Here is a 12,871-nt window from a genome sequence, read left to right on the forward strand (position 1 = left end):
CTACTCCGCGATGTGCTCGTCGAACCCCAGTTTGCGCAGGCTCGCGCGAATCTTCGCCGCAGCGTCGTCAAGTGCTGCCGGATCCGGGTTCTGGTCGGCCTTGGCCAAGTCGAAGGTTTCCAGACTGGCCGCCGGGAATACATGGATATGCAGATGCGGTACTTCGAGTCCTGCGATGAGCAATCCGACGCGGGGTGCGTCGAACGCGTCTTTGACTGCCCTACCCACCTTGCGCGAAATATCGGTCAGATGCAGGTACAGCTCGTTATCGACCTGTTCCCAGTGATCGACTTCTTCACGTGGCACTACCAGAACGTGGCCGGGCGCAACGGGATTGATCGTCAGAAAGACGACAGCGGTCTCGTCGCGCCACACGAACCGGCCGGGAAGGTCACCGTTGATGATCATGCTGAAGACAGAAGCCATGAACCCAGCCTAACGGTAGTGCTACTGCGGTATGCCGCCCTCGCCGTCGAATTCTGCGCCGTCGAACTCCTCACCATCTAACGCACCGTCGATATCGGGTGGAGCATCGATCGGCAGCCGAACCCAGAACGTCGCGCCTTCGCTCGGTGCTGAATCGACTCCGACGGTTCCACCGTGGGCGTCGATCAGTGCCGCCACTATCGACAGGCCAAGCCCGCTGCCGCCGCTCGCCTCGGTTCGATGCCGCGACGAGTCGCCACGGTAGAACCGATCGAATACATGCGCCTGTTCTTCGGCGGTCAGGCCATCACCGGTATCGATGACTTGCACCAGCGCCGACGTCGCATCGGTCGAAATCGCGAGCCGGATCGTCGCGTTGGCCGGCGTGTGAATGATCGCGTTGCGCACCAGATTGCTGAACACCTGCACTAATCGCGGCGAATCGCCGATGACAATCGGCGGTACCGTCACCCCCTTCACCTCCAGGCTGATATCCCGCGCCGGCGACGCGGCGCGGGCACTGTGGACGACGTCGGAGCCGAGCATCAGCAGATCGACCGGTTGCTGCTCGATCGGGCGCTCCTGATCAAGACGGGCCAGAATCAACAGATCCGATACCAGCAGATTCATCCGGTTGGCCTCGGCGTCGATACGCCGCATCGCGTCGGTGGGATCGGGTGCCGGCCCCTTGGAATGCAATTCGGCGAAACCTTTGATGGAGGTCAGCGGTGTGCGAAGTTCGTGGCTCGCATCTGCGACGAACTGGCGCATCTTCTCTTCGGAGCGTCGGGCAGCTCGTTCCGACGCGGCGGTCGTGGCGAACGCATGCTGAATCTGGCCCAGCATTGTGTTGAGCGAGGTCGCCAGACTACCGACTTCGGTGTTCGGCGATGCGGTGGGAACACGCATATTGAGGTTGCCACCGGCGATCGCATGGGCGGTCTCCTCAACTCTTCGCAGCGGTGCCAGACTACCGCGTACGAGCAGATAACTGAGCAACCCGATGATCACGATGACCACCGCCCCGCCGCCCAGTTGTAACCACATCAACCGCGACAGGGTTGCTTGCACATCGGTGAGTGGCGTCGCCACAATCGAGCTGCCGTTTTGGTTGGATACCTTGATAACTCGCCATTCGGGGCCGTTGCCATCGGCGGATCCGACCGTGACCGGTCCGACGCTGTAACCGTCCAGCCCCGTCAGATCGGGTGCGTCGGACGTATCGTTCGTGCTGGTTCGGATGCCATCGGAATCGGTGGTCTGCACGTAGTACTGCGACGGCGGACGGCGTGGACCAAGCGGAATCGGAATATGTATCGGCGGCGGCCCCTTCGGACGGGCCCAACTCACGACAGCGGCGTGCAGGCCGTCGTCGGTTCGCCGAATCAAGTCTTCATGCATCGACTTCGTGACCGCGAGACCGGAAACCGCGAGACCGAGAAGGAGCATGAACATGGTCAGCGCAACGAGTGACACCCGAAGCGGTACACGGCTGTTCCAGGACGTCACGGTACCGTCACCCGCGCGGTTCGCGCATGACATAACCGACGCCACGCAGGGTGTGAATCAAACGCTTGTCGCCCGTGTCGATCTTGCGCCGCAGATATGACACGTATGACTCGACGACGTTGACTTCACCGCCGAAGTCGTAGTTCCACACGTGGTCGAGAATGCGCGGCTTGGACAGCACGGTGCCTGCGTTGACCATGAAATAGCGCAGAAGGGTGAACTCGGTCGGTGACAGCGAGACCAGTTCGCCCGACTTCCATACCTCGTGCGTCTCGTCGTCGAGTTCCAGATCGGCAAAAATGATGCGCGCCGACTTCTCGGCTTGCGCTTCAAAACCACTGCGCCGCAATAGAACCTGCAGCCGGGTGACGACCTCTTCGAGGCTGAACGGCTTGGTGACGTAGTCGTCACCGCCGATCGTCAGACCGTTGACCTTGTCTTCGACACTGTCCTTCGCGGACAGAAACAGAGCGGGCGCCTCGATACCGTCGGCACGTAACCGGCGCAGCAGTCCGAACCCATCCATGCCGGGCATCATGACGTCGAGTACGAGCAGGTCGGGACGATAGGTCCGGCAGATATCGAGTGCTGCCGGGCCATTGCTGGCGGTACGGACCTCATACCCCTGGAACTTCAGCGAAACGGAGAGCAATTCGCGGATATTGTCTTCGTCGTCGACGACGAGGACTCTGGGGTTCGGGAGTGTGGTGTTGTTACCGGCCGTCACGGGCAAACCTTCAGTCATGAGATACATGGTGGGGTACCAGCATCCTCCCAGTCTGCCAGCAAACTGGGAGGTTCCTGTGAACGGTCAGCAGCAGGTTGTCAGCACATGCCGCAGGGCATCGAGCGCGTCTCTGTTGACTCGGGAGTACACACTCATGCCACGGCGTTCCGACGACACCAGTCCCGCTTTGCGGAGTTGACTCAGATGATGGCTGACGGTGGGTTCGCTCAAACCGAGCCGACCGGCGAGATCTCCGCTGCGTACGTCGTCGGCATTCATGAGTATCGATATCATCCGAATTCGCGCCGGATCGGCCAGAGCTTTTAGCCGAAGCGCCAATTCGAGGGCACCGTCGTCACCCATCGGCGGTGACGCCGAGATCGGCTCGCAGCAGATGGGCGCACTGATATCGATGACTGGCAAAGCCTTCGGCATGCGGTCACCATATCACCAAGATTGACATACGTCGAAAAGGTTGGTAGTCCTTGAAGGGCCACTTCGACATATGTCGAATATCTAGGAGGTAGTGATGTCACGTATTCAGTTGGCGCTCAACGTCGATGACCTCGACCGCGCCGTCAGATTTTACTCGAAACTCTTCGGCACTCAACCCACGAAACTTAAGCCGGGGTACGCGAACTTCGCCGTCGCAGACCCTCCGCTGAAGCTGGTATTGATGGAGACTCGCGGCCAGGGTGGATCGATCAACCACCTTGGCGTAGAGGTGGATTCGTCGGAGACCGTACGCCGGGAAGTCGAACGCTTAACCGGCCAGGGGCTGTTCACCGACCAGGAAGTCGGCAGCACCTGCTGCTACGCCACCCAAGACAAAGTGTGGATAACCGGACCGAATGAGGAACGCTGGGAGGTCTACACAGTTCTAGCAGATTCCGAGACATTCGGCGCTAGCATCGCTCCGGACCGCGAGGCATGTTGCAGCACAACAGCTTCTGAATCAACGGCGTAGACGTTGCGCGAGATCGTCGACCCGACCGACGATCTCGTCACGAATCGAACGCATCCGTTCAACCCCACCGATCCCACGTGCAGACGGCTCGTCGGTATCCCATACTTCGACCACCACTCCGGCGGGTGGCCGGATGACCGCAGCGGTTCCGACTGCCACAATCAGGTCGGCCGTGACCATTAGCTCATTGGTGAGCTGACGCGGTTCGTGGTCGCCAATATTGACACCAATCTCCGAAAGCACCCGCGTGGAAGTCTCGTTCACCGAGCCCCCGATCTCGGCGGCTGTCCCGGCTGATTCCGCTTCGAAGACCTCCGCGGCATTTGATCGCGAAATCGCCTCAGCCATAACCGATTTACCTCGGTTACTCACACAGACGAATAACACGGTGGGGCGAGTGGGGATCATCGAAACCGCTTCCTGAGCGCGAGCGAGACATAGACCAGGGCCACCAGCACGGGAACCTCGATCAACGGACCAACCACACCGGCCAAGGCCTGCCCCGAGGTGACACCGTAGGTACCGACTGCGACGGCGATAGCAAGCTCAAAGTTGTTGCCCGCAGCGGTAAATGCCAGTGTGGCCGTGCGTGGATAGCCTATGCCGACGAGGGCGCCGACTAGATATCCGCCGCCCCACATGATGGCGAAGTATGCAAGTAGCGGCAGCGCTATTCGCACGACATCCCATGGGTGCGTAGTTATCTGATCACCCTGCAGCGCGAATAGAATCACGATCGTGAATAGGAGTCCGTAAAGCGCAAAGGGACCGATCTTCGGCAGGAACCGTGACTCATACCAGTCGCGCCCATTGACGCTCTCGCCCAGACGACGAGTGAAAAATCCTGCCGCCAAGGGGATTCCGAGGAAGATGAACACCGATTTGGCGATATCCCACGGGGCCACCTCGATGGCAGTCTGTTCCAGACCGAGCCAACCGGGCAGCACTGACAGGTAGAACCATCCGAGTGCGGCGAACATGACGACCTGGAATATCGAGTTGATTGCGACCAACACCGCGGCGGCTTCTCGGTCACCGCAGGCGAGGTCATTCCAAATGATGACCATCGCGATACACCGGGCCAGACCAACAATAATCAGCCCGGTGCGGTACTCGGGCAGATCCGGCAGCATCAGCCAGGCGAGCGCGAACATCACCGCGGGGCCGAGTACCCAATTCAGCAGCAGCGACCAAATCAAGAGTGCGCGGTCGCCGGTGACGATGTCGAGTCGGTCGTAGCGAACCTTCGCGAGGACCGGGTACATCATTATCAACAGACCAATCGCGATCGGGAGCGAGACTCCGTCGACGGTCACTGCCGCGATCGAATTGTCGAGGCCCGGAATCAGCCGTCCCAGAACAAGTCCGGCGGCCATCGCCATCCCGATCCACACCGGCAGAAACCTGTCGAGCGCAGAGAGTCTCGTCAGGACACCACCGCCGGGGTCGGCAATTGGCTCCGGTTGTGTCACATCTGTTCCCGGCAGTCAGATCCGCTGATCCGCGACGCCGGGTCGACCATCAATATCGACGAGAGTTGTTGTAGCGCAGCCGGAATAACCCGGTAGTACACCCACGTCCCGCGGCGTTCGGATTCCAGGACGCCGGCATCGCGAAGGACTTTGAGATGATGCGAGATCGTCGGCTGCGACAGTTCGAAGGCCGGCAGGATGTCGCAGACACACGCCTGCGCGTTGACATGACTCGCGATGAGACTCAACAGTCGCAATCGCACCGGATCACCAATGGCCTTGAACACCCGTGCGAGCGGCTCTGCCTGCGCAACGGACAACGGTTCGGCGACCAGCGACGAACAACGCTCACCAGCAGGCTGTATGGACATATGTCTATATTGACAGATATCAATATAGAAGCCAACCTACCTGAGAAACGGAGCCGGATAACCTGGTCGCAACTGAGTTCCGTCGAGCCAGTCCGTCAATTCTGCGGCTCGCTCGCTTAATGCCCGCCGCGCCGCGACGGACACGTCCTCAAGTAGGTGCAACCGGACCCGCGCCGCATCGTCCTGCAACCAGCCGCCGACGATGCGCCCGCCCCACCACGCGGTGGCGCCGCCATTGCCATTGCTGTCGAATAGCTGGGCCCGGTGTCCGCCGAGGTAGAAGTCGCGTTCCTTGTATCCCATTGTCGTCGGATCAAGTTCGGGTAGCAGAGCTGCCTGCGGATCGGCAGCTTCGACGTCGTCCGCGTCGTCCGCGAGGACATAACCGAGGTGCCCGCCGTCCAGTTCCACCTCGACGATGTCGATGTCCGCCAACGCTTTTCGAACGGCAGTCTTGGTTGAACCCAGCCACCACACGATATCAGTCTCGGTGCCCGGCCCAAATGTCGCCAGCCAGCGTCGAATCATGGCGACGTGGCCAGCGTGAGCATCCTCCAGCGCCAGCGGTTCCCCGAGCCACTGCGTCATTCCCGCCCATCGTGGCCGCGACTGATACCACTTCCCCTCGTTGGGCCCGCGCACGATCTCGCCCGCCGCACTCATCATGCTCAGGACCCGCGGCGCCATCGCCATCCTGCCGCCGTAGGATTTCTCCGGCTTGTAGTGGATGTGACCGTCGAGGGCAGGCAGGCGCTTACGCAACTCAGCGGCGGTGTGGTCGGTGCCGTCCGCGAGTTCGGCCAAGACAGCGGCCCGAGCGGTGTCGATCCACGCTTCCGGATCATCGAAGTCGGGGCTGCGACGCAGGTCGCGCAGCATATTGGTCCGCTCCGACGCGCTGACGCGGGCAGCCGTCGCCGAGACCGCGTCGGCGAGAACCGGACGCGACATCACGAAAAGCGTTCGCCTCATACAGAGCTGTTTGACCAACGTCCTGGACTCGCAGAGTGCATCGGACATCGACTCGCGCCCAAAGCCGCTCATCCGTGCCCAAGCGGACAGATACACCGTCCACGCCGTCGTCGCATGAAGTGCGACCATCGCGTCGGCTGCTGCCTCGACGGTATTGACGCGATGCTCCGCGGCGAGAAGCTGCCGGCTGACGAGGCGGGCTCGACGCTGATCGTCGGTGATCCTGGGACGGGTCATGCGGCGATCATAGGGGTCGACTCGGACAGCTCGCGTCCTACAACCCCAACTCCTTGGCGATGATCGTCTTCATCACCTCGGTGGTGCCGCCGAAGATTCGACTCACCCGGGTGTTGGCGTAGAGGCGCGCGATCGGGTATTCCCACATGTATCCGTAGCCACCGTGTAGTTGCAGGCATTTATCGATGATCTGCCCTGCGGTCTCGGTGGCGAACAACTTGATTCGTGCGGCATCGGAGGCACTGAGTTCTCCGGCGTCGTCGAGTTCGATGCCCTTATCCACCAGCGCCTGGATGGCATCAGCTTGTGCGGCACATTCGGCCAGGACGAACTTGGTGTTCTGGAAGGCAGCAACCGGCTTCTCGAAGACAAGCCGTTCCTGCACATAGTCTTTGGCGAAACCGATGGCGGCCCACGATGTCGCGGCTGCCGCGTTACCAATGGACAGGCGCTCGCGCGGAAGATTCTGCCCAAGGTAGAAGAACCCCTTATCCTGTTCTCCCAGAAGGTTCTCCACCGGAACCATGACATCGGTAAAGGATAATTCGTTGGTATCGCTGGCCTTCAGTCCGATCTTCTCCAGTTTTCGCCCATAGGCGAACCCAGGCGCGTCAGTCGGCACGACGATCAGACTGAGGCCGAGGCGGCGGTTGGTTTCGGACGGCGGCGAGGTTCGCGCAACCACAACGCACAGTTCGGAATTCAGCGCACCGGTGATGAAAGTCTTCGAACCGTTGAGCACATAGTGTGTGCCGTCTTCGGTCAACTTCGCGGTTGTCTTGATACCAGCCAGGTCGCTGCCGGTTCCCGGTTCGGTCATCGCTATGCACAAACAGATGTCGCCAGCCGCGATGCCGGGGAACCACCGCTTCTTCTGCTCGTCGTTCGCGAGCTTGAGCAGATACGGCACGACGATGCCGGTGGTAACGCTGTAATGCCCGAACGCGACCGCCGCCTTGGCGGCCTCCTCATCCATAATGGCCTGGAATTTGTAGCTGGTCTCGCCGGCACCACCATATTCCTCGGGGATGTCGAAGCCCATCACACCCAGCTCACCCATCTTCTTGAGGAGTTCGCGCGGCACTCGACCGTCGTGTTCCCAATCGCTGTAGAACGGGCTGATCTCCTTGGCAATGAAGGCGGCGATCGTTTGCCGGAACGCTTCGTGTTCGTCGGAGTAGATGGTGCGCTTCATATGGGCCTCAATCCGTCGCAATAGGTTATTCGGGATTCACTTTGCGACCCATAGCAGCTGTTGTCAAGCAGTTCTCTTGGTAGAGTTCTGGTGATGCGACCTTCTCAACGTCGCCGCCCGCCCGACCGTGCTCAGCAAATCGTGCGGGCCGCGTCCACCTTGTTTGCCGCACACGGATTCGCGCAAGTGTCGATGGCCGACATCGCTGCTGCCGTCGGCGTCACACCGAGTTCGCTGTACCGACATTTCCCCAATAAGCACGCCTTGCTACGTGCGACGGTCGGCGCGAGCGTCCGCGCGGTCGGCCGCGTTGACCGCACATCCGACCTCAACGCGGCAATCGCGGCCGGGGCCGTCGACGCCGCATCCGATCGCTTCGCCGCCGTCCTCTGGCAACGCGAAGCGCGAAACCTCAACACGGCAGATCGCGCGGAGTTGGGAACGGAGTTGGTCAGTGCCGCCGCCGGCCTCGCCACACTCGTCAAGGCCCGCCGCCCCGAAGTGTCCGACGCCGATGCCACATTGCTCGCATGGGCGATACTCGCAGTGTTCGGCAGCACCGCTATGCATCGAGCGACGTTGCCACGCAACATCTTCGCGAATCAGCTCGAGGCCGCCGCGTTTGCAGTGGTCGACGTCGAACTGGGAGCGACAACCGCGACACTCGAGTGCGCACCGGACGAACCGCCACTTTCCACTCGCGAAATGCTTCTGGCACAGGCGATTCGACTCTTCGGCGAACGAGGATTCACCGCGGTCAGCACTGCTGACATCGGGCGTGCGGCCGGAACGTCGGGACCAAATATCTACAAGCATTTCCCGAGCAAGGCCGACATACTCGCCGCGATAGCGACGCGCGCAGGCGAGTACCGGCGTCGCGGTGTGGCCGAGGCACTCGCCGGTGTCGCCGATCCGACCGATCGACTTGCTCGACTTCTGCACGCGCACATCACCTTCGCGGTGAAGCAGCGAGATCTGATGCGCGTCCTGACCAGTGAGTTGCATCAGCTTCCCGACCCGCAGCGCAAAGGCGCACGACAGGCACAGCGTGACTATCTCAAACTCTGGGCACAGACTCTGGTCGATGCGCGGTCGGATCTCACGCCCGCACAAGCTCGAATAGTCGTGCCGGCCGCGCTGGCGATTGCCGACGATGCGGCGCGCACCGGGCAGATCGCTTCGCGCATTGACCTACCCGACCGGCTGACCGAGATCTGCTGGGCGGTACTGAATTCCGGCGGATAAGCCGGTCGACACTTGCGATGAGATAGTCCGCTAACGTAACGTTGGGGTTCGAAATCATGCAGAGGTCCGGGGGTGGCTATAGACATGACTGGTGCGATCACGAATAGCTCGGATCATATTTACCCAGCCGAAATCGGCCTATTCTTTTGTGCGATGACGATGCTCGCCCTTCCCTTCGCGCTGATTCCAACATTCCGCAACAGGAGGATCAGCCCGCTGGAGAAGTATCTTCGAGTCCTCGTGGTTATCGCCATCGAAGCGATCGTCTTCGCAATGATCCTTGGCCTGCTGATTTTCGCCCCGTTGCCGGATTCCGGCGAATTCGTCAGCTGACGGCGACGTCGATCTGTTCGGCGACTACACCACCCGGTAGCCTCGCGCTGGGCGCTGCTCCGAAACTCAATAGTGCTTGCGGGCAACGTACGTGACAGCGTGGCTGAACGAAACAGCCCTCCACCAGCCGTAGCGAGTGGAGGGCATAGCGAGCCCCCTGTCAGGATTGAACTGACGACCGCTCGCTTACAAGGCGAGTGCTCTACCACTGAGCTAAGGAGGCGTACGTGCGCAAGTATATCGGTCAGGCGATGCGGCGCCTCATCGGCACCAGCCAGGCGACGATCGACACCATCGAGCCCGGCAGCATCACGGTGTCGCCCCGCAAACCGATCGACTTCGACGACGACGCCGCAATCACCGAAATCCTCGACCTCGCCACGAAGATCGGCGCGGTTCTCCTCGATTCGGGTACCGCGGCAATCGACACCCAGGAGCAAATCCGCTTCGTCGCGGGTGTTTACGGCCTGGAGAACGTCGAAGTTGACGTCACCTACAACACCATCGTCGTGCTCGCCCGCCGAGGCAACAACCTGCCGCCGGTGACCACCATGCGGCAGGTCTACTACCGTTCGATGGATTTCACGCGACTCGCGCAGGTCGATCGCCTGGTCCGACGTATCCGCGACATGGCGCTGAGCCCGAAGACCGCCCACAGCATCGTCAACGAGATCGTGTCCGCGCCGCATCCCTACCCGCACTGGGTCGCGACCTTCGCGTGGGGATTCATGGCATCGGGTATTTCGGTACTGCTCGGCGGTCGATTCGTGGTCGGCGCCATCGCGCTGCTCACGACGATGGTGATCGTGGTGGTCAACCGATTCCTCAACCGAGTCGGCATACCAATGTTCTTCCAGCAGGTCGCGGGCGGCTTCATCACCGTCGTGCCGGCAGCGCTGATGTACGCGGCCGCACCATCGCTCGGTATCGAACTGGTGCCGTCGCAGATCATCGCGTCGGGCATGGTCGTCCTGCTGTCTGGATTGTCCCTGGTCGGGTCGGTTGAGGATGCGATCACCGGTGCCCCGATCACCGGCGTCGCGCGATTCTTCGAACTGTTGCTGATGACCGGCGGGATCATCGCGGGCGTCAGCATGGCCATCCGGCTACTCGAAGGCACCGGCATCTACCTGCCAACCATCACCGCGAATACCAACTTCGGGTTCGTCGATGCCCCTGCGCAAATCATCGCCGGAGGCCTGGCCGCCGCCGCCTACGCGCTCGCGTCCTACGCCGAGATGCGCGCCCTGCCGGTGGCCTTCTTGGCTGGGGCGATCGGAATCACGGTCGTGGTACTGACCAATCAACTTTCCGCCGGCCCGATCGTGGCGAGCAGCATCGCAGCGACGGTAACCGGCTTGTTCGGTGGTCTGCTCGCACGTAGGGCGCTGACGCCGCCACTTGTCGTCGCCGTCGCGGGCATCACTCCACTCCTGCCCGGTCTCGCCGTCTATCGCGGCCTCTACGGAATCCTCAACAGTCAATCACTTGTCGGCTTTACCTCGCTCGCCAGCGCATTCGCCATCGGGTGTGCACTCGCGGCCGGTGTGACCCTCGGCGAGTTCGTTGCTCGTGCCCTGCGTCGGCCGCAGATTCCGCACCGCCCGACGTGGAACCTGCGCCCGACCTGGATGCAGCGGACCAGGCGCGGGTAGAATCGGTACTCGACCCGTGCTTCTACCAAAGGACACCATGCCTCCGAAGACGACCGACATCGCCGACACCGACATCGAGCCCGCCGCCCTCGCCGACGAGACCGCCAGCTCGGCCCGGCGCGTCGTCGCAGCGTATGCCACCGATGCCGACGAGTGCCGCATGCTGCTCTCGATGCTCGGAATCGCCCCCGGCGACGCCAACTAATCCCCGCCCAACGGCGCACCAATAATCAAATGACTGTTTCCAGCGGCTCGGACCGCGACTCATCCCAAGATGCCCGCACCGCCGATTTTGTCGTGGTCGCCAACCGGCTTCCGGTCGACAAGGAAGTACTGCCCGACGGCACCGTTCACTGGAAGCGCAGTCCCGGTGGGCTGGTGACCGCACTCGAACCGATTCTGCAATCGCATACCGGGGCCTGGGTCGGCTGGTCGGGCGTCCCTGACTCCGACGACAACCCCGACATCGAGGGCATCGACATCCATGCGGTGCCGCTGAGCACCGAAGAGATCAACGAATACTACGAGGGGTTCTCCAACGCGACGCTGTGGCCGTTGTACCACGACGTCATCGTCAAACCGGAGTATCACCGCGAGTGGTGGAACACCTACGTCGAGATCAATCGACGCTTCGCCCAGGCGGCGTCGAAGGCCGCTGCACACGGTGCCATCGTGTGGATTCAGGACTACCAGCTGCAGCTTGTGCCGAAGATGTTGCGCATGCTCCGGCCGGACCTACGCATCGGCTTCTTCCTACATATCCCGTTTCCGCCGGTCGAGTTGTTCATGCAGATGCCGTGGCGTACCGAGATTGTCGAAGGCCTACTCGGTGCCGACCTCATCGGGTTTCACCTGCCCGGCGGCGCCCAGAATTTCCTCTACCTGGCTCGACGTCTGGCCGGGCATGCGGTCTCCAAGGGCTCCATCGGGGTTCGATCCAAATTCGGCCTGGTTCAGGTGGGATTCCGGACCGTTCGAGTTGGGGCGTTTCCCATTTCGATCGACTCCGAATCCCTCAACACACAGGCGAAGTCGAAAGCGATCCGCGCTCGCGCTGCCGAGATCCGCGCAGAGCTGGGCAATCCCAAGACAGTACTGCTCGGCGTCGACCGACTCGACTACACCAAAGGCATCGACGTCCGCCTCAAAGCATTATCCGAACTTCTCGACGAGAAGCGGGTCGATCCGAGCGACACCGCGATGGTGCAGCTCGCGACACCGAGTCGCGAACGTGTCGACTCCTATATCGCGATGCGTGCCGGTATCGAGCAGCTCGTGGGAAATATCAACGGACGCTACGGACAAGTCGGCCATCCGATAATCCAGTATCTTCACCGACCGGTGCCGCGTGAGGATTTGATCGCCTTCTTCGTCGCAGCCGACGTGATGCTCGTGACCCCACTGCGCGACGGCATGAATCTCGTTGCCAAGGAGTATGTCGCGTGCCGCAGCGATCTCGGCGGCGCGCTGGTATTGAGTGAATTCACCGGCGCCGCAGCCGAATTGCGTTCGGCGTATCAGGCCAACCCGTATGACCTGGACGGCGTCAAAGACGCGATCATGGCCGCCGTCAATCAAGATCCGGCGGAAGGTCGACGTCGCATGCGTGCGCTGCGCAGGCAGGTTCTCGCGCATGACGTCGAGCGCTGGGCTCATAGTTTCCTATCCACACTAGCCGAGAGTCAGCCGACGGTTCCAAGCGTCGATCGCACCCTCGTGCCAGCACCTCACGAAGAAGACGAGTATCCGGAAGGCTGAAATG

The 12,871-nt window shown here is 61.5% G+C and carries 15 protein-coding genes and 1 tRNA gene; 6 read left to right on the plus strand and 10 right to left on the minus strand.

From position 1 onward, the window contains the following. From AAFP29_RS05960 to AAFP29_RS05975, 4 genes are all read right to left on the minus strand, one after another. Positions 1 to 426, minus strand: a complete 426-nt coding sequence (locus AAFP29_RS05960; RefSeq protein ID WP_419216432.1) for an HIT family protein — start codon at positions 424 to 426, stop codon at positions 1 to 3. A gap of 21 nt (positions 427 to 447) precedes the next feature. After that, a complete protein-coding gene (locus tag AAFP29_RS05965; protein ID WP_419216433.1) occupies positions 448 to 1,935 on the minus strand; it encodes an ATP-binding protein in 1,488 nt (495 codons plus the stop codon). A 7-nt stretch (positions 1,936 to 1,942) separates the two neighbouring features. Continuing rightward, positions 1,943 to 2,680 (minus strand): response regulator transcription factor, encoded by a 738-nt coding sequence (locus tag AAFP29_RS05970; RefSeq protein ID WP_419216434.1) that lies wholly within the window; start codon positions 2,678 to 2,680, stop codon positions 1,943 to 1,945. A gap of 66 nt (positions 2,681 to 2,746) precedes the next feature. Further along, on the minus strand, positions 2,747 to 3,097 hold the full coding sequence (locus AAFP29_RS05975) for an Rv2640c family ArsR-like transcriptional regulator (protein ID WP_419216435.1): 351 nt from the start codon (positions 3,095 to 3,097) through the stop codon (positions 2,747 to 2,749). Positions 3,098 to 3,191: 94 nt separating this feature from the next. Between AAFP29_RS05975 and AAFP29_RS05980 the strand changes: the two genes are divergently transcribed. Next, a complete protein-coding gene (locus tag AAFP29_RS05980) occupies positions 3,192 to 3,629 on the plus strand; it encodes an ArsI/CadI family heavy metal resistance metalloenzyme (RefSeq protein ID WP_419216436.1) in 438 nt (145 codons plus the stop codon). Here the strand turns inward: AAFP29_RS05980 and AAFP29_RS05985 are convergent. Genes AAFP29_RS05985 through AAFP29_RS06005 form a run of 5 tightly spaced genes read right to left on the minus strand, consistent with a single transcriptional unit; the run spans position 3,618 to position 7,876 of the window. Beyond that, on the minus strand, positions 3,618 to 4,034 hold the full coding sequence (locus AAFP29_RS05985; RefSeq protein WP_419217217.1) for a low molecular weight phosphatase family protein: 417 nt from the start codon (positions 4,032 to 4,034) through the stop codon (positions 3,618 to 3,620). The two genes, AAFP29_RS05980 and AAFP29_RS05985, sit on opposite strands and share 12 nt — an antisense overlap. Beyond that, the gene (gene arsB / locus AAFP29_RS05990; RefSeq protein WP_419216437.1) at positions 4,034 to 5,101 is read right to left on the minus strand and encodes an ACR3 family arsenite efflux transporter; all 1,068 of its coding nucleotides are present in this window, start codon (positions 5,099 to 5,101) and stop codon (positions 4,034 to 4,036) included. Before arsB ends, AAFP29_RS05985 begins: the two co-directional genes overlap by 1 nt. Beyond that, a complete protein-coding gene (locus AAFP29_RS05995) occupies positions 5,098 to 5,472 on the minus strand; it encodes an ArsR/SmtB family transcription factor (RefSeq protein WP_419216438.1) in 375 nt (124 codons plus the stop codon). Before AAFP29_RS05995 ends, arsB begins: the two co-directional genes overlap by 4 nt. A 36-nt stretch (positions 5,473 to 5,508) precedes the next feature. Next, entirely contained in the window at positions 5,509 to 6,681 is a 1,173-nt protein-coding gene (locus AAFP29_RS06000) for a winged helix DNA-binding domain-containing protein (RefSeq protein ID WP_419216439.1), read from the minus strand. Positions 6,682 to 6,718: 37 nt separating this feature from the next. After that, positions 6,719 to 7,876, minus strand: coding sequence for an acyl-CoA dehydrogenase family protein (locus AAFP29_RS06005; RefSeq protein WP_419216440.1), 1,158 nt, complete (start codon positions 7,874 to 7,876; stop codon positions 6,719 to 6,721). 93 nt (positions 7,877 to 7,969) lie between these two features. Between AAFP29_RS06005 and AAFP29_RS06010 the strand changes: the two genes are divergently transcribed. Together AAFP29_RS06010 and AAFP29_RS06015 are read left to right on the plus strand one after the other, a co-directional pair. After that, the gene (locus AAFP29_RS06010) at positions 7,970 to 9,121 is read left to right on the plus strand and encodes a TetR/AcrR family transcriptional regulator (RefSeq protein ID WP_419216441.1); all 1,152 of its coding nucleotides are present in this window, start codon (positions 7,970 to 7,972) and stop codon (positions 9,119 to 9,121) included. Positions 9,122 to 9,274: 153 nt separating this feature from the next. Then, a complete protein-coding gene (locus AAFP29_RS06015; protein WP_419216442.1) occupies positions 9,275 to 9,454 on the plus strand; it encodes a hypothetical protein in 180 nt (59 codons plus the stop codon). Between the two features lie 151 nt (positions 9,455 to 9,605). Here the strand turns inward: AAFP29_RS06015 and AAFP29_RS06020 are convergent. Further along, positions 9,606 to 9,677: transfer RNA gene (locus tag AAFP29_RS06020), tRNA-Thr, on the minus strand. Between the two features lie 4 nt (positions 9,678 to 9,681). Here AAFP29_RS06020 and AAFP29_RS06025 point away from each other — a divergent pair. The 3 genes from AAFP29_RS06025 to AAFP29_RS06035 are packed head-to-tail and all read left to right on the plus strand — an operon-like array spanning position 9,682 to position 12,867. Continuing rightward, positions 9,682 to 11,109 (plus strand): threonine/serine ThrE exporter family protein, encoded by a 1,428-nt coding sequence (locus tag AAFP29_RS06025; protein ID WP_419216443.1) that lies wholly within the window; start codon positions 9,682 to 9,684, stop codon positions 11,107 to 11,109. Positions 11,110 to 11,146: 37 nt separating this feature from the next. Beyond that, positions 11,147 to 11,314 carry a hypothetical protein gene (locus AAFP29_RS06030; RefSeq protein ID WP_419216444.1) on the plus strand — a complete coding sequence of 56 codons (168 nt, stop codon included), beginning with the start codon at positions 11,147 to 11,149 and terminating at the stop codon, positions 11,312 to 11,314. Positions 11,315 to 11,343: 29 nt separating this feature from the next. After that, positions 11,344 to 12,867, plus strand: coding sequence for an alpha,alpha-trehalose-phosphate synthase (UDP-forming) (locus tag AAFP29_RS06035; protein ID WP_419216445.1), 1,524 nt, complete (start codon positions 11,344 to 11,346; stop codon positions 12,865 to 12,867). The last annotated feature ends 4 nt before the right edge of the window (positions 12,868 to 12,871 follow it).

The organism is Gordonia sp. CPCC 205333, assembly GCF_048537885.1.
Taxonomy (GTDB): domain Bacteria; phylum Actinomycetota; class Actinomycetes; order Mycobacteriales; family Mycobacteriaceae; genus Gordonia.